Genomic DNA, 21,278 nt, shown 5'->3' on the forward strand with positions numbered 1-21,278 from the left:
GTTTAGGAAGTGATTAATTTTTGTGATAAGAATTTAAGAACCAATTTGCCCATTTCGGCTGTGCCTAAAACTTTAAATCGGTTTGTATTTTGGTCGGCAATGTCATGTGTTCTAAAACCTTCTTTCAATACCTGGTCGATGGTATCAACCAATAATTTGGCTTCTTCTTTTAGTCCGAAGCCAATTTCTAACATTAACGCTGCCGATAGGATAGAGGCTAATGGATTAGCTAAATCTTTACCTGCAATATCATGTGCCGAACCGTGGATTGGCTCGAAGAAACCTGTGCTTTCGCCAACAGATGCCGAAGCCAGCATACCCATTGAACCTGCAATCTGCGAAGCTTCATCTGTTAAAATATCCCCAAATAAATTGGCGGTTAAAACCACGTCGAATTTTTTAGGGTTTTTGATCAACTGCATGGCTGCATTATCGATAAACATGTGTTCTGTTTCTACGTCAGGATATTGTTTGGCAATTTCCTGAACGGTTTCGCGCCATAAGCGGGAACTTTCTAAAACATTAGCTTTATCTACCGAACATAATCTTTTGTTACGTTGCTGTGCGGCCTGGTAAGCTTTATGTGCAATGCGTTCTACTTCATAGCGGTGATAAATCATTAAATCTGAAGCCGTATTACGATCCTCAGAGCGGGTTTTTTCACCAAAGTATACATCCCCGGTTAATTCGCGGAAGAACAAAATATCGGTTCCTCTTAAAATTTCCGGTTTAATGCTCGATGCTTGAAGAAGTTCATCAAATAGTAATATCGGGCGGAGATTAGCGAATAAACCCAGTTCCTTACGGATTTTTAACAGGCCTTGTTCTGGTCTAACTTTTAAACTTGGGTCATTGTCGTATTTGGCGTGACCAATTGCGCCAAAAAGGATAGCATCACTTTGTCTTGCTTTTTCTAAAGTTTCATCTGGCAAAGGCTCGCCAGTAACTTCAATAGCCGCATGGCCCATTAAAGCTTCTTCGAATACAAATTCGTGGCCAAAAATTTCGGCAATTTTCTCTAATGCTGCTTTTCCCCAAGTGGTAACCTCGGGCCCAATACCATCTCCAGGTATTACTAAAATGTTCTTCTTCATTGTTGACTCCTCTTTTGCTTTGCAATTTGCTTATTGGTTACCACGGAGGCACAGAAATCACAGAAAAATTTTGTTTCCGTGTTCACCGTGTTTCAGTGGCTAAGCTTGCATCAGCTTAATATTTCTGTGTTTAAACTTTCGACGACTTTCACCTCGCCTTTTTCTAACAATATTCTTTTTTCTATGCAGGTTGGCAGCTGCGATTCAAAATGGCCAACGTAAATTAAGGTCATCCCATTACTGCACAATTCATCAACCAATTGGTTAAAATACCGTGTTTGCTGTTGGTCCAAACCCTGGCAAGGTTCATCCAGAATTAATAGTTCCGGATTTTTTATAATTGTTCGCGCTAATAATACCAATCGTTGTTTGCCGAGTGGAAGTGCGGTTAATAATTCATCTTTGTTTTCGGCTAATCCAAAATATTCAATCAGCTCATCAACTTGTGCGCTTTTGGTATAAGGCAATTGCTGAAACAGGCCTACGGTATCATAAAAGCCCGAAGCAATACATTTCCAAACGGTTGAAGTGGCATCGAAGTACCAATGAAACTCTGGTGATATTAAACCAATGTGCTGCTTAATATCCCAAATGCTTTCGCCAGTTCCACGCCTGTTACCAAATAAATAAAGCTCGTTGGCATAAGATTGCGGGTGATCGCCATTTATTAAACTCAATAAAGTGGATTTTCCAGAGCCATTAGGACCTTGCAATAACCATTTTTCGCCAGCTTTAACTTCCCAGTTGATATTTTTCAGCACCTGTTTTTCGCCATAACTGATGTTAACATCAACCATTTTCACCATATCATTTGATGAGTAAATTGGTGACTCCTTTAAAAAAGCGGGGATTTTCCTTTTATGTATTTCAGGTGGAAGATCTCCAATTTCTCTTGAAAATGAGGTTACAATCTGCCCGTCTATAATCTCCGCAAAACAATCGATGCTTGCAGGGAATTCTAAATCGTTACAGATTAAAATTAATTGTACACCCTCTGCTGTAATCTGATCCAAAAGTGTATTCAGGTTTTTTCGCGATGCTTTATCTAAACCGGTATAAGGCTGATCGATAATTAACAATTGAGGTTTTAACCATAAGGCTTTAACCAACTGCAGTTTTTTATGTTCACCGCTTGATAATTCGATTAGCTGTGAACTGGCAAAAGTAGTAAAGCCCAGTGCTTCTAAAATGGGTTCAACCAAATCGAAATGAAGTCCTTTTTCTTTGCCGTAAGCTACCAGTTCTGCATGTACCGTTAAAGTATCATTGGCCTGTAAGCTAGTGTAGCGTTGCTGATAATAAAAGTTTGCAACACCTTCGAGGTTTTTAAACTGATACCAGCTTTCTACAAATAAAACTTCGGCCGGTAATTTACTTTGGGCGTCGTAATTGATTTCAATACTGCCCTGTGAAGGAATTAAACCTGCAATGGCTTTAGCCAAAGAAGTTTTTCCGCTGCCACTTTCACCCCATAAAACCCAGTTTTGGCACACATTTACTTCCCAATACAAATCCTTTAGCACCGCTTTATTGCGGTAACTTAAGTTTAGGTTTTGTATATAGACAAATGGTTTAAACATTATTTTTTCCTTTCGGGATGATTACACTGATTAGGCGATTACACTGGATTTTTTTACTTTAGTCTTTCTGTTTTGGTCTTTCTGCTTTAGTCTTTTACCTTTTTCAGGCCTTCAACCTTTCTACCCTCTACCTTCTTCAAATTCTGTGATTAATTCTTTTTGGGCTAAGATGAAATCGATATCATCATAACCGTTTATCAAACATGATTTTTTGTAAGGATTGATCTCGAACGATTCGTGAGCACCAGTTTCTACAATGGTAACCGTTTGATTTTCCAGATCAACTTCTAGGGCCGATTTTGGATTGTTTTCAACCGCTTTGAAAATCTGAGCCAAAAATTCGTCACTTACCTGAATGGGTAATAAACCATTGTTCAAAGCATTTCCTTTAAAGATATCGGCAAAGAAACTGCTGATTACTGCATCAAAACCAGCATCTTGAATAGCCCATGCAGCGTGCTCGCGACTACTGCCACAACCAAAGTTTTTTCCAGCTACTAAAACCTGACCGCTGTAGGTTGGGTTATTCATTACGAAATCAGCTTTAGGCTGGTTATCGTTTTCATAACGCCAATCGCGGAACAAGTTTTCGCCAAAACCCTCGCGGGTGGTCGCTTTTAGAAACCTCGCAGGGATAATCTGATCGGTATCGATGTTCTCTATATTTAAAGGCACTACTGCCGATGTTAATTTTGTGAATTTTTTCATGTCAATTAGTATCAAGTAGGGAGTACCAAGTAGCGAGACTTGTATTCCACTTTTTATCTTTAATCTTTAAGCCTTTTGCTTAATCCTGGTAATTTTATGCTCTAAGTTTTTACCCTCCGCCTTAAGCCCTACAACCCTCTACCATCTCAAAGTGTTCAACTGTTGGGAAAGGATCATAAAAGTGATGTAATAACTTTTTCCAATCCTGGTATTCTGCAGATCCCCTGAAACCTTTGGTATGTGCCTCCAGTGTTTTCCAGTTTACCAGCAGGATATATTTATTTTCTACCTCCACACATTTTTGAAGCTGATGCGAAATGTAACCTTCCATCGAAGAAATGATTTTTTGCGCTTCGCTAAAAGCTTTTTCAAAATCAGCCGATAACCCGGCTTTTACATTTAATATGGCAACTTCTAAAATTCCCAACCCCCTTAAGGGGGCTTTAAATTGAGTGCTGGTAATATTATTATTCATCTTGCTAAAGTCTCCTTTAGGGGATTTAGGGGTTAACCTTCTCCAAAAAATCCCTTACGTCAGTAATCTTTCCGGTTACGGCTGCTGCTGCTGCGGTAAGCGGACTGGCCAATAAGGTACGTGCATTTTGTCCTTGTCTGCCTTCAAAGTTTCTGTTTGATGTAGATACACAATATTTACCTGCAGGGATTTTATCTTCGTTCATTCCTAAACAGGCACTACAACCCGGTTCGCGTAACTGGAAACCAGCGGCTTCGAAAATTTTATCCAAACCTTCGTTTTTAGCTTGTTGCTCAACTTGTTTTGAACCTGGAACAATCCAAACAGTCACATTATCTGCTTTGCGTTTATCTTTAACAAAATCGGCAACTTCGCGTAAATCTTCAATGCGTGAGTTGGTACAGCTTCCAATGAACACATAATCAACCGGTTTCCCAATTAATGAAGAATCGTCATCAAAGCCCATATAATCTAACGCTTTCTGGTACGAAAGTTTTTCTTTTTCTGGTTGTGCGCCAGTGGCCGGAATATGTTCGTGAATACCCATACCCATTCCAGGGTTGGTACCATAGGTAATCATTGGTGCAATATCTGCCGCATCGAAAGTTAAAACACTATCGAATTTTGCATCAGCATCACTATATAATGTTTTCCAATAGGCCAGGGCTTTATCCCACTCTTCGCCGGCAGGAGCAAATTCTCTTCCTTTAATGTAATCGAAAGTGGTTTGATCTGGTGCAATTAATCCACCACGTGCACCCATTTCGATACTCATGTTACAGATCGTCATACGGGCTTCCATACTTAAAGCTTCGATTGCCGAACCTGCATATTCTATAAAATAACCTGTACCGCCTGCGGCAGAGATTTTGGCAATAATATATAAGATAATGTCTTTCGCGCCAACACCTTTTCCAAGCTCGCCGTTTACCTCAATTTTCATGGTTTTAGGTTTCGACTGCAATAAACATTGCGTTGCAAAAACCTGCTCTACCTGCGAAGTACCGATACCAAATGCAATTGCACCAAAGGCACCATGGGTTGAGGTATGGCTATCGCCGCAAACCATGGTTTTACCTGGTAAGGTGATGCCCAATTCAGGGCCGATAACATGCACAATACCCTGAAAAGGGTGACCTAAGCCATAAAGCTCCACACCAAATTCTGCACAGTTTTTCGTTAACATATCTACCTGATAGCGCGAAAGCTCCTCTTTAATTGGCAACAATTGATTTAACGTAGGTACATTATGATCGGCTGTCGCTACAGTCTGCTTCGGACGAAAAACAGGTAATCCTCTTTTGCGCAAACCATCAAATGCCTGCGGAGAGGTTACCTCGTGTATTAAGTGTGTATCAATGTATAAAATATCAGGAAATCCTTCTTCACTTTTTACAACGTGAGCATCCCAAATTTTTTCTACTAATGTTTTTGACATTTTAACCCCCTAGCCCCCTAAAGGGGGAATTTAAGTTTGTAATTATTATTTTTATAAGACCTGTCCAAAGTCCCCTCTCTTTTAGGAGAGGGGATTTAGGGGTGAGGTTATGCTGTTTTAATCGCTTTCATTGCAGTCATTGCTTTACGCAAGGTTGCTCCAATCTGCTCTACCTGGTGAGAGCGGATAGCCTCGTTGATATCGATTAATTGTCTGTTATCAACAGCGCCATCTTTACCTTCGTTGAAGTTTTTACCCACTAAATCAGTATCTACTTTTTTCATGAAATCACCTAAAAGTGGCTTACAAGCCTGATCGAACAAATAACAACCGTATTCAGCCGTATCAGAAATTACGCGGTTCATTTCGAACAATTTCTTACGTGCAATGGTGTTGGCAATAAGTGGTGTTTCGTGTAACGATTCGTAGTAAGCCGACTCTGGTTTAATACCTGCCTGTACCATGGTTTCGAAAGCCAATTCAACACCAGCACGAACAAAAGCAACCATTAAAGTATAGTTATCGAAATATTCCTGCTCACCGATTTTAACATCACCGGCAGGTGTTTTTTCGAAAGCGGTTTCGCCAGTTTCAGCTCTCCAAGCCAATAGGTTTTTATCACCATTTGCCCAATCTTCCATCATGATACGGCTAAATTCGCCACTCATAATATCATCCTGGTGTTTTTGGAATAATGGACGCATAATATCTTTCAATTCTTCCGAAATTTCGAAAGCTTTGATTTTAGCTACATTGCTTAATCTGTCCATCATGGCCGTAATACCACCTTGTTTTAAGGCTTCGGTAATTACCTCAACACCATATTGAACCAATTTAGAAGCATAACCTGCATCGATTCCTTTTTCTACCATTTTATCGAAAGATAGGATAGAACCTGTTTGCAATAAACCACAAAGGATGGTTTGCTCGCCCATTAAATCTGATTTTACCTCAGCTACGAAAGATGATTTTAATACACCGGCTCTGTGGCCGCCTGTACCAGCACAATATGCTTTTGCCTGTGCCAATCCTTTACCTTGAGGATCGTTTTCAGGGTGAACTGCAATTAAGGTAGGAACACCAAAACCACGAACATATTCTGCTCTAACTTCGCTACCAGGGCATTTAGGTGCAACCATAATAACGGTTAAATCTTTACGGATCTGCATACCTTCTTCAACGATATTAAAACCGTGAGAATATAACAAAGTAGCACCTTCTTTCATTAAAGGCATAATTGCATTTACAACAGCAGTGTGTTGTTTATCTGGAGTAAGGTTAATTACTACATCTGCATTTGGAATCAGTTCTTCGTAGGTGCCAACTGTAAAATTGTTTTCAGTTGCATTTTTCCACGAATCGCGTTTGCCTTCAATTGCTTCCTTGCGTAAAGTGTAGCTTACATCTAAACCACTATCTCTTAAATTTAAACCTTGGTTTAAGCCTTGTGCACCACAACCAACAATTACCAGTTTTTTGCCTTTTAATGCGCTAACGCCATCTAAAAATTCAGAACTGTCCATGAAGTCGCAAACACCTAATTGGTTTAATTTTTCTCTAAGAGGTAATGTGTTAAAATAATTTGCCATTGTTTTTTATTGGTTAATTTCTATTTAATTATCGTTATATATTCTTTTTTTTCCTTCGGGTTGATTGCACAGATGAGGTGATTACACTGGATTTTTTTTATTATCGGTTCATATCTCATCTATCTCACATCTCCCAGTTTATACCAGTTTCTTCAGTGCCCATGCATAACCTTGGTGTACATTGTCGTGGCCAATAGTTGTGATCAGAATTTCTTCAATGCTGTTCATCTGTACGCCATAGGTAGCTGTTGTAAAAGGAGTGATGCTCGAAAATTTTTCGTTCGCATAATCTTCTTTTATTTTTTCAATGCTCTCCAATGCTATAACTTTTAGTTCTGCTACTTCTTCTTCTGTTACGGTGTAAGTTGGCTTCGTATCTTTTTTATAATACTCGTTAAATTTTACCGAGGTTGCATCTTGTAATATACCTGTACGAACATAACAAAGCGTTTGTGTGCTCACTACAATATGACCAAAGTTCCAGATGATGTTGTTGTTGTAACCATCGGGAATTTTATTCAATTCTTCAATTGTTAAACCATCTATTAACTTAATAAATGCCTTGCGTGAGTTTATTATAAAATCAAATACCTCGTTCATCATATTATAATTCGTATCTATCTAATTATCATTTTGTTTTTCAGCCTCACTTAATTCTTCGTTAAAGGTAATCTTGTTAAAGAACGGGTCGTTTACGGTTACTGCCCAGGTTCCGTAAAAAGTTTTCTCCAAACCTGGCCTGTTATACTTGTACTTTTTATCTATAATTTCTTTATGAAACGCTTTTAAACCTGTACAATCAATATGAATATGTGCACCTGGAGAACTATCTCCGTGATGTTCGCTCAAATGCAATTCAATCCCATTTAACGAAATCTGCATATAAACAGGGGTATTTTCTTCAAAAGTATGTTCCCAGTCTATTTTAAAGCCCAACCAGTTTACATAAAATTCAACTGCTTTATCGTAATCGAATATTCTTAAAATCGGTATGACTTTATTGCATTTCATATTCTTGTTTTTCGTCGTTGCGAGGCCGCGTTTGTGTGAGCCGAAGCAATCTATTTGAACTAGTTTAAAAGATTGCTTCGTCGTTCCTCCTCGCAATGACGGATTTGTTGTGGTTTACATCGTAAAAATCTTCTGTCCTTTTTCTAAAAACTCGTTTTCTACCAATTCTTCACCTGGTTCGAAAGCTTCGAATTCCTTTAATTTTTCGTGGAAACCGGCACTGTCTTTAATAATTGCTACTCTGGCAGATCTCACAAATTCAATTAGTTCGTAAGGTTCTAAAGCTTTTACCAAAGCATCAGTTTCTTCGCGGTGACCAGTTACTGCAAAAACAGTATAATCTTTACGGATTACCACCGCGCTTGCACCATATTGTCTTAATAAACGCTCTACGGTTACTTTTTCTGCAATTTCATCTGTAGAAACTTTGTAAAGCGCCAGTTCCTGCCAGATAATTTCTTCGTTGGTGTTGAAATAAACTTTCAATACCTCAATCTGTTTTTCTATCTGACGGGCCAGCTTTCTCACTACTTCGTAACCTTCGTGGATAACGATGTTGAAACGGTGTATTCCTTCAATTTCTGATGCGGAACTGTTTAAACTTTCGATATTGATTTTTCTTTTCGAGAAAATAATCGCAATCCTGTTTAATAAACCAATGCGGTTTTCGGCATACACCGTAATGGTATATTCCTGCTTTCCGTCTAAATCGGCTTTATCTATTTTATGTTCTATTGTATTTTCAGTACTCATGATAATTTCTTTTTTACCTTAAACCTTAGGCCTTTGAACCTTCTACATTATTTCAGCCTGATTTCGCTTACACTCATTCCTTGAGGAACCATAGGGAAAACGTTGTTTTCTCTACCAACCATTACTTCTAATAAATAAGAACCTTCATGGTTGATCATGGTTTCTAGTGCAGTTCTTAGGTTTGCACGCTCATCAACTTTGCTCGCTTCGATATAGTACGATTTTGCTAAAGCCACGAAGTCAGGGCTGGTGATATTCACGAAAGAATAACGTTTATCATGAAAAAGTTGTTGCCATTGGCGAACCATACCTAAAAAGCGGTTGTTCAAGATCAGAATTTTTACTGCTGCGCCGAACTGCATAATGGTACCCAATTCCTGAGGTGTCATCTGAAAACCTCCATCACCGATAATTGCGATAACCGTTTTGTCAGGTGCACCATATTTAGCACCAATTGCTGCTGGTAAACCAAAACCCATTGTACCTAAACCACCAGAAGTGATGTTGCTGCGGGTATTATTGAATTTAGCATAACGACAGGCCACCATTTGGTGTTGACCAACATCGGTAACGATTACGGCATCGCCACCGCAGATTTCGTTGATGTTGCGTAATACTTCGCCCATAGTCATTTCATCACCTGTAGGGTAAAGTTCAGGAGTAATGACCTGATCTATTTCCTGTTGGTTATAATCTCTAAACTTGGCTAACCAGTCTTCGTGTTTATTTTCGTTAACCAGATTGGTTAGTAGGGGTAAGGTTTCTTTACAGTCGCCCCAAACACCAACTTCTGCTTTAACATTTTTATCAATTTCGGCAGGGTCGATATCTAAATGCACCACTTTAGCTTGTTTAGCATATTTATCTAAACGACCGGTTACACGGTCATCAAAACGCATCCCGATGGCAATAATTACATCAGCTTCGTTGGTTAATACGTTTGGCCCGTAATTACCGTGCATGCCTAACATACCTACATTTAGCGGATGTGAAGTTGGGATAGCACCTTCGCCCATAATGGTCCATGCAGCTGGGATTCCTGATTTATTGATAAAAGCTTTAAATTCTTCTTCAGCTTTACCTAAAATAACACCTTGTCCAAATAGAATGAAAGGTTTTTTTGCTGAATTGATTAATTCTGCTGCCTGCTCGATATATTCAACCCTAACTTTTGGTTTCGGGCGATAACTGCGGATGTGATTGCATTTTACATATTCAGGAAATTCCTCCAATTGTAACTGTGCATTTTTGGTAATGTCGATCAGTACAGGGCCTGGCCTGCCGCTTTTTGCAATGTAAAAAGCTTTAGCCAATACTTCCTGAATTTCTTTGGCATCAGTAACCTGATAATTCCATTTTGTAACTGGAGTGGTAATGTTAATCACATCGGTTTCCTGAAAAGCATCCGTTCCCAATAAGTGAGCAAAAACCTGTCCGGTGATACAAACCAATGGCGTACTGTCTATCTGTGCATCTGCCAAACCGGTAACCAAATTGGTTGCACCTGGCCCGCTGGTTGCGAAAACAACACCAACTTCGCCGCTTGCTCTTGCAAAACCCTGAGCAGCGTGGATACCACCTTGCTCATGGCGAACCAAGATGTGTTCTAATTTATCGGCATAATCATAAAGAGCATCATAAATAGGCATGATTGCTCCTCCCGGATAACCGAAAATGGTGGTTACACCTTCTTCAATTAATCCATTCAACAAAACTTGCGAGCCTGTTCCTTTGAATAAGGTTTTTGAGGTTTCTGCTTTCGCCTCGTTTTGTTGTATTGTATCTTGTGCAGTTTCCATAGTTATGTTTTTGCGGTTCTACTATTCTTTAATTTTAAACCCAATTCTTTGTCTGTCGTTCCATTTTAATTGAGCAATTTTATCGTCTATTAAATTTTCCATTGCATCATAAAGCTCGTTGAGCTGAACATCATGTTCGCCAATCCGTTCTTTAATTTCTGTCAATTGTTCGTTAAGGTTGCTTTGCTTCAGCAAAATTTTCCGAACATCAACAAAGGCCCTCATAATGGCAATGTTCATATTAATCGCCTTATCGCTCTTTAAAACACCACTCAACATGGCTACACCTTGCTCTGTAAAGGCATAAGGCATTTTTCGGGTACCTCCCCAACTTGAAGTCACAAATTGTGACTTCAAGTTGGTTCCGCCTGTCATCACTATTTGTGATGATGTACCTTGATTACTTGCATCAATATGAAGTCTTATCTCTTCAAACTCAGCCGAAGTTAACTGAAACATAAAATCATCTGGAAAACGCTTTATGTTACGCTTTACTGCCTGATTCAGTGCCTTCGTTTCAACTTCATAAAGTGATGCCAAATCGAAATCTAACATTACTCTTTCTCCCCGGATTTCATAAATCCTATTCTGAATACTTTTAATTATTTGCATAATCTATTTTCTTAGTAATCAATTAATCTGGGGATGATTTTTTGATTTTAATATTCGTCAGTTACGCAACCACTAGCTGCGTCTGAAACTGTTTTAGCATATTTATATAAAACACCTTTTGTTACTTTTAAGGCTGGTTGTACATAGTTTTTTCTACGCTCGGCAATCACTTCATCACTTACTTGTAAGCTAATGATGTTGTTTACTGCATCGATCAAAATCCGGTCTTCATCTTCCACCAGGCCGATTAAGCCACCTTTGTAAGATTCAGGCGTGATGTGGCCAACCACAAAACCGTGTGTGCCACCAGAGAAACGTCCGTCGGTAATTAAAGCCACTGATTTACCTAAACCTGCACCAATAATTGCTGAGGTTGGTTTTAACATTTCTGGCATACCTGGCGCACCTACCGGACCAGAATTTTTAATTACGATTACATCACCAGGTTGAACACGTCCGCTAGAAATTCCGGCGATTAAATCGTGTTCGCCATCAAATACGCGTGCAGGCCCCTCAAATTTCTCACCTTCTTTACCACTTATTTTTGCAACTGAACCTTTTTCTGCCAGGTTTCCGTAAAGAATCTGTAAGTGACCTGTTGCTTTAATTGGCTCACTTAGTTTCTGAATGATTTTTTGATCATAATCCATGATCGATTTTACGTCAGCCAAATTCTCAGCTACAGTTTTTCCGGTTACGGTTAGGCAATCGCCATGTAATAAACCCTCGTTCAATAAATATTTGAGTACTGCAGGGATACCTCCATATTGATGTAAATCCTGCATTAAGTATTTTCCACTAGGTTTGAAATCGGCAAGTACTGGTGTTACGTCGCTCATGCGTTGGAAATCATCCTGGGAGATTTCGATACCGATAGCTTTACCCATTGCAATAAAATGCAATACTGCATTCGTACTGCCACCTAAAATAATAATAGAACGAATGGCATTTTCAAATGCTTTTCTCGTCATGATATCAGATGGTTTGATATCTTTCTCTAATAAGATTTTGATGTATTTACCCGCATCTAAACATTCTTGTTTTTTTTCTGGGCTGATTGCTGGGTTTGAAGATGAATAAGGCAAACTCATACCTAAAGCCTCTATTGCTGATGCCATTGTGTTTGCAGTATACATCCCTCCGCAGGCACCTGCACCAGGGCAGGTATGTTTTATGATGCCCTGGTAATCTTCCTCAGAAAGGTTGCCACAAATTTTCTGCCCTAAGGCTTCGAAAGCCGAAACAATGTTCAATTCTTCGCCTTTGTAATGGCCTGGGGCAATTGTTCCACCATAAACCATAATTGAAGGGCGATCCAAGCGTGCCATGGCCATGATCGCGCCGGGCATATTTTTATCACAGCCAGGGATAGAGATAATTCCATCGTAGTATTGACCACCGCAGATGGTTTCGATGCTGTCAGCTATTACATCACGGCTTACGAGTGAGTAACGCATGCCATCTGTACCGTTGCTCATCCCATCACTTACGCCAATGGTATTAAAAACCAAGCCCACTAAATCATTATTCCAGACCCCTTTTTTCACATCTTTTGCAAGATCGTTAAGGTGCATATTGCAGGTGTTACCATCGTAACCCATACTTGCAATACCGACCTGTGCTTTAGCCATATCAGCATCAGTTAATCCGATTCCGTAAAGCATAGCTTGCGCTGCCGGTTGTGTAGGGTCTTGTGTAAATGTTTTACTGTACTTGTTTAATTCGCTCATTGTTTAAATTGTATGTATGCTGTTGTATTTCAATTATTTCTTTTTGAGGCAAAAAAAAACCGCCTCTTGTGGGAGGCGGTTTCGATGTGGTATATTTTTTATATTATACGCAACGATTTCCACCTCTCTTTTGAGAAATGACAATAATTAAGTTGCTAATAATGTTTGTGTTTATATTCATGTTTTTGATGAATCACAAACATACTAACTATTTAAAAAAAGAAAAGAACTATTTTAATATTATTTATTTTTTTACTCCGATTACGATTCCTGTTGCCCAAACCTGCTTGGTTAAGTGCAGATCTTCGCGGGATTCTAAATCTTTGATCAATTTTATAGCTTTATCCTGGTGGCCATCAGGCCAATTCGATTGTGGCAGCATATCATCGATGATGTAAAGTCCGCCGGTATTAAGCATAGATAAAGCTTCCTCTAAAAGCAGGTATTTCCCATGCCATGTATCAGCAAAAATATAATCGAACTTTTTGTCTTTATTCTTTTCAATCCATTCGGCACCATCGGTATCAAGCAATGTTAAACGATCGTCGCCACCAAGAAATGTTTTGGCAATGGCTAAAAATTTAGCATCGTTATCAATCGAGGTCAATGTACTTTCCTGATCTAAACCATCTAAAATCCATGAAGTAGACAAGCCTGTACCCGTTCCAAGCTCCAGAAATTTACCTGAAGGCTTTGTAGCAGCAAGTGTTCTGAGCAAAGAGCAGGTCAACACATCAGAAGCCATGTCAAATCCTGATGCTTTTGTTGCACCATTAATTTGCTGATAGGCTTTCGGGAAGTGTTGATTGATTTCTTCGGTCATCTGCTTTTAATCGCTTTCTATTATTTAATTATTTTGTTACTGGTTGATGGTTTTTTAGTCGATGGTTTATAGCTTAATTGGCCATCAACAATGAACTATTTAACTATCAGCCAGTATGCTTCTCGCTATATAATCACTTCGTAATTCACTTTTTCGAGTACAAGGTTTTTATAAGCTCGCTGTATGGTATAACCGAGAGATTCTCTCCACAATGGGCGATATACAATATCATCAATTGATGCTATACCTGCTATTTCAGTTGCTGTTCCACATAAGAAAGCGCTGTCCGCATTTTTAAGATCTTCTATGGTTAATTTTTTCTCAATGCATTCTATATCCAGAACGGTGCAAAGTTCTTTTACGGTTGCACGTGTAATACCTGGTAAAATATTTCCTAACGATGGTGTAAACAGTTTTCCGTCTTTTTCAAGAAAGATGTTCGCTCCAGATGCCTCGGCAACAAAACCGTGCATATCTAAAAGCAAAGCTTCGTCATAACCTTTAATATTTGCCGCTGTAGTAGCTAAAATAGAATTAACATAGTTTCCACTCAATTTCGCCTCCATTGGAATCGATTTTGGGTTTGGTCTTTCATAATCAGAAACTGTTAATTTTAACAATTTGTTGCCAGAATATGCATCCCATTCCCAGGCACAGATTAAGATCGAAACCCCACTAGGCTCGTTTAATTTCATGTTTGGGTGGCAAAATACCAAGGGGCGGATATAAGCATCTTTCAGTTTGTTTAACTGAAGTAATTTATAGGTTGCAGCAATTAATTCTTGTTTATCCCATGGGAAAGGAATGTTTGCCAACTGGCAAGAACGCTCTAAGCGATCGAAATGGGCAGCAGCTTTGAAAATGCGGTTACCGTTGTGTGTTTTATAGGCTCTAATACCCTCGAAAGCAGCATAGCCGTAGTGTAGCGACTGCCCGTAAAGGTCAGTGCTGCTATTTACAGCCTTTTCAAACTGTCCGTCAAGGTAAATAATCGTATTAGAATTATAGTATTTCATCTGTTTATTCTTATTGTTTTAACCGTCAGATGGAGCTTACCATGATAAATAAGCATTCCATTTTTTTATTTTGACTATTTATCATGGGCGGTTCATAATACTGTCCTTTTGTTATTTAAAAAAAGCGTCCCGTTTGTATCGGGACGCTTTAGGTATATTTAGTTTTTTAAAATCTATTTAAACTGCGTCCGCTTGTTGCCCCATAAAATGTTTAGGAGTAGGAGGTTAAGTAAAATGACAGGTAACAACACTACATTACCAGCTGCTTTTGCAGTAGTAGCGGTAGAAAATATGTTGTTCTGAATGGTCATTTTTATCTTATTGTTTATAAAAACCAATTTAGTTTTTGGTTCATTAATATGCAAGAGAAATCAGAAAAAAGTTAAATAAGAATATTATTCTGAAAATACATTAACAATCGGAATATTATTCTTAACTATTATTGGATTAGTTATTTAATGCCGATAGCCGTAGACCAAATATCAAAACGGTATACGGTATGTTTGTTATGCTTGCATTATAAATTTTCTGTTTTTCTGCCTAAAACGAGCTAATGGCGATGTAAAATTGAAAATTCAGGCGATATTTTGACGTTAAAATGCGAAGCATTATTGATGTTTTCTTGGTGCATATCATGGTATTATTAAACTCCTTTGATTGCTTATTGAAAATAGTTATGTAATTTAATATTAGAAACTATTCCTATGAAAATAATTTATATCCTTTCGATTCTTTTAATTGGATTATTTAGTGGATGTTCCCCATCAGATTCAACCGCCCATCTCAAAATGGGAAACCAGACCATTTTAACTTCTGATACTATAAGGTTATCTGTTAAGGTAGCAGGCAAAGGCCCTGTTTGTATCTATTTGCATGGAGGCCCTGGTCAGGATTTTCTTTCTTTTGAAAAAATGGGTGGGTCTAACCTGGAGAAATGTTTAACGATGGTTTATCTGGATCAAAGAGGATCTGGTCGTTCGCAAAATGCAAAAAATTATAGTTTAGACCGGATCGTTCAAGATGTTGAAGAACTGCGGTTAAAATTGGGCGCAGAAAAAGTGTACTTACTTAGTCATTCGTTCGGTGGTGTTCTGGCAATTAATTATGCGCTGAAGTATCCCGGACATTTATCTGGCATCATCATGGCGAATACAATAGCCCATTTTATGAATCCAAATCAGGTTAAGGAACAAATTGAATATGGATACTGGTTATTGAAAAAGGATACCATGATAAATGAAACAGATTTTAAAAAATTAATGAATGAAGCGGCGCTGGTTAGAAAAAAGTTAAGCGCAGTGCATCTTGGGTATAAATATATTGCTAATGATATAAATACCATTATCAAAATGGACAGCATCGAAAATTCCTATAAGCGTACATCAGATTTCGGAATGACACTTTTTATGCCTTTGATGGATAGCACAAAGGCGCAACAGTATCCTGAATATTTTAAAGATTATGCTTTACTTACCAGTGAAATTAAAACGCCGGCCTTAATTATAACGGGTAAGGATGATCGCGCTGTTGGAGCAAATTATTATAAAAATTATCAATTCCCCAATCAAAAAGTAGTGCAGATAGATGGTTCGCACATGCTTTATTACGAAAAGAATAAGGAATTTACTGCGGCGGTTTGTGATTTTGTTAAACAATAACATAAAACAAAAAACCTCCCTGATTTTTAAATCGGGAGGCTTTCTAAATGTTTAATTATTTTGCTTAAGCGACGCCTTCAGCTAAAACCACAATTTTATTGTGAATAGCTTCTACTACACCGCCTTTAATAAAAAAGCGTTGCTCATCAGCTTTGTTTGCTTTTATAATAACTTCTCCATCTTCTAAAGTAGAGATGATAGGAGCATGGTCTTTTAAAATCTGGAAAGAGCCTAAAGTACCAGGAACCGTAACCGCTGTTACTTCACCTTCGAAAACTTTTTTATCTGGAGTTAATATTTCTAAATTCATTTTTTTTAGATTTAAGTATCAAGTAGCTAGTATCAAGTATCAAGATCGTGTTAGTATTCCTGGTATTTAATACTCAAATCCCGATACTAGTTCGCTTCTGCCAATAATTTTTTACCTTTTTCGATCGCATCTTCAATGCTACCAACTAAGTTAAATGCAGCTTCTGGATACTCATCAACTTCACCATCCATGATCATGTTAAATCCTTTGATGGTATCTTTAATGTCAACCAATACACCTTTTAAGCCAGTAAATTGCTCAGCTACGTGGAAAGGTTGAGATAAGAAACGTTGAACACGACGAGCTCTTGATACCACTAATTTATCTTCTTCAGATAATTCGTCCATACCTAAGATCGCGATGATATCTTGTAATTCTTTGTAACGTTGTAAAGTTTCTTTAACACGTTGTGCAGTATTATAATGCTCGTCACCTAAAACCGCAGGAGAAAGGATACGTGAAGTAGAATCTAATGGATCTACCGCTGGGTAAATGCCTAGCTCAGCAATTTTACGCGAAAGTACTGTAGTAGCATCTAAGTGGGCAAAAGTTGTTGCCGGAGCCGGGTCAGTTAAATCATCCGCTGGTACATATACCGCTTGTACTGATGTAATTGATCCACGTTTTGTTGAAGTAATACGCTCTTGCATTAAACCCATCTCAGTTGCCAATGTTGGTTGGTAACCTACAGCTGATGGCATACGACCTAATAAAGCCGATACCTCAGAACCTGCCTGCGTAAAACGGAAGATGTTATCAACGAAGAAAAGGATGTCTTTTCCAGCGCCTTCGCCATCACCATCACGGAAATATTCTGCAACAGTTAACCCTGATAATGCTACACGTGCACGTGCACCAGGAGGCTCGTTCATTTGACCGAAAACCAATGTTGCTTTAGATTCTTTTAATTTTTCAGTATCAACAGCTTTCAGATCCCATCCACCTTTTTCCATTGAGTGTAAGAATTCGTCACCATAGTTGATTACACCTGACTCGATAAACTCACGAAGTAAATCGTTACCCTCACGAGTACGCTCACCAACACCTGCGAATACTGATAAACCAGCATAAGCTTTAGCGATGTTGTTTACCAACTCCATAATTAATACGGTTTTACCTACACCAGCACCACCGAATAAACCGATTTTACCACCTTTTGCATATGGCTCTAATAAATCGATAACTTTAATACCTGTAAAAAGTACCTCGGTTTCAGTTGATAAATCTTCGAACTTAGGAGGAGTAGCGTGGATAGGACGACCATCAGTTTTATCAACTGTGTTGATACCATCAATCGCTTCACCAACTACATTAAATAAACGACCTTTAATTTGGTCGCCAACTGGCATTTTAATCGCAGCACCAGTATCAACTACGTCCATTCCACGAACTAAACCGTCTGTAGAGTCCATTGAGATTGCGCGTACACGATCTTCACCTAAGTGCTGTTGAACTTCTAAAACAATTTTTTGTCCATTTTCTTTCGTTATCTCTAACGCATCAAAAATTTTAGGTAGATGGGCATCATTAGCAAAGCTAACGTCAACCACAGGGCCGATAATTTGTGCTATTTTTCCTAAGTTAGGCATATCTGTTGTGAGTAAATTTATTACAGTCAATGAATTAAAGCTGTTTACAGGGGCTCCAATTCGGTTGGCAAAGTTAAGTTTTTCTTACTTAATTTTAAATATATATTATAAATTTTTTCAACATGATTTTTATAGATAATTTAGTGCTATAAATAAGGCATATGAAAACCATTTTAACAACAGGTAGCAACGGTCTTTTAGGGCAGAAATTAACTGAAAAAATTCTCGCCGAGGGCAGGGTAAAGCTTGTTGCCACTTCTAAAGGAACAAATCGCTATCCGGTAAAGGGTGGGTATGGATATGCAGAAATGGATATTTTAAATGCTGTTCGGGTTAGGGAAGTTATCGAAACATACAGCCCTGATGCCATTGTGCACACTGCAGCAATGACCAATGTTGATACTTGTGAAGCCAATAAAGCGCTTTGTCGCCAGTTAAATGTAGATGCAGTTCAAACGCTGATATCAATATGTGAAGAAAAAAATATTCAGCTTATTCATTTAAGCACCGATTTTGTTTTTGATGGTGCCGACGGACCATATAAAGAAGAAGATGCCGTTAATCCTGTAAGTTATTATGGCGAATCGAAAGTACTGGCAGAAGCGCTGTTGAAGAACTCAAAAGTAAACTGGGCAATTTTAAGAACAATATTGTTATATGGGATAAGTAGTGATATGAGCCGGAGCAATATCGTATTGTGGGCCAAAGCGGCATTAGAAAAAGCATCACCTATTAACGTAGTAAACGACCAGTGGCGCATGCCCACTTTGGCCGAAGATTTAGCTGAAGCCTGCCTGTTGGCTGTAGAAAAAAATGCAAAAGGAATTTATCACGTGTCGGGTAAAGATTACATGAGTATTGCAGATTTAGTGCGAAAAGTTGCCGATTATTGGGGGCTCGATCAATCTTTTATTAATGAAATAAGTTCTACAAGTTTAAACCAGATGGCTAATAGACCGGTTAGAACTGGTTTTATTTTGGGTAAGACCATTAAAGATTTAGATTACCGTCCACATAGTTTTGAAGAAGGCTTGGCCATTTTAGATCAGCAGATGAAAAAAGATAATTAGTTCACCGGTTATTATTTTATTGGGAGGATACAATACTAATAAGCTAATAGCCAATGAACTACTAAACCAATTAATATATTTAACCCATAAAAAATACATAATGGCATTACAAATTGGCGATAACGCCCCTGATTTCAAATTATACAGTTCAGATTTAACCGAAATTGCGCTTTCTGGTTTCAAAGGCAAAAAAGTTATTATTCACTTTTTCCCGATGGCTTTTACCGGAACATGTACAGAACAATTATGTACCATGCGCGATAATTTTAGCTATTACGAAGGGATAGATGCGCAGGTAATTGGCATTTCAGTTGATTCTCCGTTCTCTTTGGCTAAGTTTAAAGAAACTCAAAGTTATCAGTTCCCTTTATTGTCTGATTTTAACAAAGAAGTATCAGCAGCTTATGGTGCTTTTTATGATGAATTTGTGTTCGGATTGAAAGGTGTTTCCAAAAGAGCAGCTTTTGTGATCAATGAAGAAGGAAAAATCGCCTATGCAGAAGTTTTAGAAGATGCAAAGGATTTGCCTGATTTTAAAGCAATTAATGATGCATTGAGCGCGTAAAGCTTATTCTGCAAAGAATTATTTTTAGATTTTTTTAAAATTTAATTGGAAATTAAAATATCAAATTATACCTTTGCAGTCCGTTAACGATACGGAAACGCATTTGTAGCTCAATTGGATAGAGCATCTCACTACGGATGAGAAGGTTTGGGGTTCGAATCCCTACAAGTGCACTTGAAGGGATGATTTTTAAATCATCCCTTTTTTTGTTTACAATCACCATGTCTAAGTATCTCATTTTAAGATATTTGTCGGATAATAGATTCATCTATTATTGGCGAGATGAGGTCAATCGACAAAGGTTTTCCAGAGCGCTAATAATTTATATTTTAATAGGAAAGTTATTAAAATAGTTTGTAACCTTTTTAGGGAAAAAGTAGTCTACATTTAAAATACTCGACGTTGTGACGAAAACTATACTTGCCTTTTTCCTTTTTTGTTTTATTTCCATTTGTGCCTTTGCCCAGTCAGTTCCTAAAGCGATCGATAGCCTTATCGGGGCTTATGCAAAGTTGAATAAGTTTAACGGTAATATTGTCGTAATCAAATCAGGGGAAACGGTTTTCAATGGCTCTTATGGGTTTAGAGATGTGGAAAAGGGTATTAAATGCAATGGCAATGAAATTTTCCAGTTAGCCTCTTTGAGCAAAACTTTCACTGCTGTACTGACCATGAAATTGATAGAAGAGGGAAAACTATCGCTCAACACCAGGATATCTGATTTTTTTCCGGTATTGCATCCCGAGCAAAAAATAACAGTAGCGCAGCTGCTTGGGCACACATCTGGAATTCGGGAAGTACTCGCTGATTCAGCCTTGCGTGAAAGGGTCTTTTCAGGTCTGAAAGCTGATCGTGAAGAACTATTGCAATATTTTTCATCACAGCCGCTGGAATTTACTCCGGGAAGTGAATTTTTATATAGTAATTCAGGTTATGATCTGCTCGGAATGATTATCGAAAAAGTTACCGGCATGCAGTATGGTGAGGCGGTAAGTAAAATGATATTCAGGCCGCTCGGCATGAGGAGTAGCGGTTATGATTATTCAAGGTTAAAAAGTGGGCTAAAGACTGTTGGTTATGAGTATCTTTCCTCTGGCCGCTTTGTAACAGCGAAGATCTGGGATGAAAGCTGGACTTATGCATCAGGTGGTCTTTACAGCTCGGTGGGTGATCTGGTAAAATGGAATGATGCGCTTAGGCACAATAAGGTTATTTCTTCGAGGGCTCTTGCTGAATGTTATACGCCAGGTAAGGGCGATTATGGCTACGGTTGGTTCATAGATTCACTCTACGGAAAAAAGATTGCCTATCATCCGGGGAATCTTGAGGGTGCAACAAGCTACTTTGCCCGGATACCACAGGATGATATCTGCATCATTATGCTTACAAATCAAACCAGTACCATTATTGAGCTATTGGAGCTAAAATTATTGCCATCTTAAATAAAAAGCCTTATGC

21 protein-coding genes and 1 tRNA gene are annotated in these 21,278 nt (G+C 38.4%); 5 read left to right on the forward strand and 17 right to left on the reverse strand.

What is annotated here, in order from left to right:
• Window positions 1-2 precede the first annotated feature (2 nt).
• The 15 genes from leuB to AC07VK_RS11510 form a co-directional block, all read right to left on the reverse strand.
• Entirely contained in the window at window positions 3-1,094 is a 1,092-nt protein-coding gene (gene leuB, locus AC07VK_RS11440) for a 3-isopropylmalate dehydrogenase (RefSeq protein WP_147224934.1), read from the reverse strand.
• A 110-nt stretch (window positions 1,095-1,204) separates the two neighbouring features.
• The gene (locus AC07VK_RS11445; protein ID WP_492960519.1) at window positions 1,205-2,674 is read right to left on the reverse strand and encodes an ATP-binding cassette domain-containing protein; all 1,470 of its coding nucleotides are present in this window, start codon (window positions 2,672-2,674) and stop codon (window positions 1,205-1,207) included.
• A 120-nt stretch (window positions 2,675-2,794) separates the two neighbouring features.
• On the reverse strand, window positions 2,795-3,382 hold the full coding sequence (gene leuD / locus AC07VK_RS11450; protein ID WP_492960521.1) for a 3-isopropylmalate dehydratase small subunit: 588 nt from the start codon (window positions 3,380-3,382) through the stop codon (window positions 2,795-2,797).
• Window positions 3,383-3,503: 121 nt separating this feature from the next.
• Window positions 3,504-3,857 (reverse strand): antibiotic biosynthesis monooxygenase family protein, encoded by a 354-nt coding sequence (locus AC07VK_RS11455; protein ID WP_492954800.1) that lies wholly within the window; start codon window positions 3,855-3,857, stop codon window positions 3,504-3,506.
• Window positions 3,858-3,882: 25 nt separating this feature from the next.
• On the reverse strand, window positions 3,883-5,295 hold the full coding sequence (gene leuC / locus AC07VK_RS11460; protein WP_492954801.1) for a 3-isopropylmalate dehydratase large subunit: 1,413 nt from the start codon (window positions 5,293-5,295) through the stop codon (window positions 3,883-3,885).
• A 107-nt stretch (window positions 5,296-5,402) separates the two neighbouring features.
• Entirely contained in the window at window positions 5,403-6,884 is a 1,482-nt protein-coding gene (gene ilvC / locus AC07VK_RS11465; RefSeq protein WP_029276477.1) for a ketol-acid reductoisomerase, read from the reverse strand.
• Between the two features lie 138 nt (window positions 6,885-7,022).
• On the reverse strand, window positions 7,023-7,487 hold the full coding sequence (locus tag AC07VK_RS11470; RefSeq protein WP_492954802.1) for a DinB family protein: 465 nt from the start codon (window positions 7,485-7,487) through the stop codon (window positions 7,023-7,025).
• Between the two features lie 18 nt (window positions 7,488-7,505).
• Window positions 7,506-7,895, reverse strand: coding sequence for a glyoxalase superfamily protein (locus AC07VK_RS11475; protein ID WP_492954803.1), 390 nt, complete (start codon window positions 7,893-7,895; stop codon window positions 7,506-7,508).
• A 114-nt stretch (window positions 7,896-8,009) separates the two neighbouring features.
• A complete protein-coding gene (gene ilvN, locus AC07VK_RS11480) occupies window positions 8,010-8,648 on the reverse strand; it encodes an acetolactate synthase small subunit (protein WP_440827337.1) in 639 nt (212 codons plus the stop codon).
• Between the two features lie 47 nt (window positions 8,649-8,695).
• Window positions 8,696-10,447, reverse strand: a complete 1,752-nt coding sequence (ilvB, locus tag AC07VK_RS11485) for a biosynthetic-type acetolactate synthase large subunit (RefSeq protein WP_492954804.1) — start codon at window positions 10,445-10,447, stop codon at window positions 8,696-8,698.
• Between the two features lie 21 nt (window positions 10,448-10,468).
• Window positions 10,469-11,059 (reverse strand): ORF6N domain-containing protein, encoded by a 591-nt coding sequence (locus AC07VK_RS11490; RefSeq protein ID WP_492954805.1) that lies wholly within the window; start codon window positions 11,057-11,059, stop codon window positions 10,469-10,471.
• Between the two features lie 47 nt (window positions 11,060-11,106).
• Window positions 11,107-12,789: a dihydroxy-acid dehydratase gene (gene ilvD / locus AC07VK_RS11495; RefSeq protein WP_492954806.1), complete on the reverse strand. Its 1,683-nt coding sequence runs from the start codon at window positions 12,787-12,789 to the stop codon at window positions 11,107-11,109.
• 244 nt (window positions 12,790-13,033) lie between these two features.
• Window positions 13,034-13,612 carry an O-methyltransferase gene (locus AC07VK_RS11500; protein ID WP_492960523.1) on the reverse strand — a complete coding sequence of 193 codons (579 nt, stop codon included), beginning with the start codon at window positions 13,610-13,612 and terminating at the stop codon, window positions 13,034-13,036.
• 125 nt (window positions 13,613-13,737) lie between these two features.
• A complete protein-coding gene (gene ilvE, locus AC07VK_RS11505) occupies window positions 13,738-14,628 on the reverse strand; it encodes a branched-chain-amino-acid transaminase (protein WP_131031715.1) in 891 nt (296 codons plus the stop codon).
• A gap of 173 nt (window positions 14,629-14,801) precedes the next feature.
• Window positions 14,802-14,939 (reverse strand): hypothetical protein, encoded by a 138-nt coding sequence (locus AC07VK_RS11510; protein WP_492960525.1) that lies wholly within the window; start codon window positions 14,937-14,939, stop codon window positions 14,802-14,804.
• A 477-nt stretch (window positions 14,940-15,416) separates the two neighbouring features.
• Between AC07VK_RS11510 and AC07VK_RS11515 the strand changes: the two genes are divergently transcribed.
• The gene (locus tag AC07VK_RS11515) at window positions 15,417-16,286 is read left to right on the forward strand and encodes an alpha/beta fold hydrolase (protein WP_492960527.1); all 870 of its coding nucleotides are present in this window, start codon (window positions 15,417-15,419) and stop codon (window positions 16,284-16,286) included.
• A gap of 64 nt (window positions 16,287-16,350) precedes the next feature.
• Here the strand turns inward: AC07VK_RS11515 and atpC are convergent, their stop codons facing one another.
• Entirely contained in the window at window positions 16,351-16,596 is a 246-nt protein-coding gene (gene atpC / locus AC07VK_RS11520; RefSeq protein ID WP_029276466.1) for an ATP synthase F1 subunit epsilon, read from the reverse strand.
• An 86-nt stretch (window positions 16,597-16,682) separates the two neighbouring features.
• A complete protein-coding gene (atpD, locus tag AC07VK_RS11525; RefSeq protein ID WP_029276465.1) occupies window positions 16,683-18,185 on the reverse strand; it encodes a F0F1 ATP synthase subunit beta in 1,503 nt (500 codons plus the stop codon).
• A gap of 161 nt (window positions 18,186-18,346) precedes the next feature.
• On the opposite strand from atpD, the gene AC07VK_RS11530 reads away from it, so the two are divergent.
• From AC07VK_RS11530 to AC07VK_RS11545, 4 genes are all read left to right on the forward strand, one after another.
• On the forward strand, window positions 18,347-19,255 hold the full coding sequence (locus tag AC07VK_RS11530) for an SDR family oxidoreductase (protein WP_492960529.1): 909 nt from the start codon (window positions 18,347-18,349) through the stop codon (window positions 19,253-19,255).
• 100 nt (window positions 19,256-19,355) lie between these two features.
• On the forward strand, window positions 19,356-19,820 hold the full coding sequence (locus AC07VK_RS11535) for a redoxin domain-containing protein (RefSeq protein ID WP_492960531.1): 465 nt from the start codon (window positions 19,356-19,358) through the stop codon (window positions 19,818-19,820).
• A gap of 99 nt (window positions 19,821-19,919) precedes the next feature.
• A tRNA-Arg gene (locus AC07VK_RS11540) sits at window positions 19,920-19,993 on the forward strand.
• Window positions 19,994-20,224: 231 nt separating this feature from the next.
• The gene (locus tag AC07VK_RS11545; RefSeq protein WP_492960533.1) at window positions 20,225-21,262 is read left to right on the forward strand and encodes a serine hydrolase domain-containing protein; all 1,038 of its coding nucleotides are present in this window, start codon (window positions 20,225-20,227) and stop codon (window positions 21,260-21,262) included.
• The last annotated feature ends 16 nt before the right edge of the window (window positions 21,263-21,278 follow it).

This window comes from Pedobacter sp. GW821-FHT01D05, assembly GCF_059422505.1.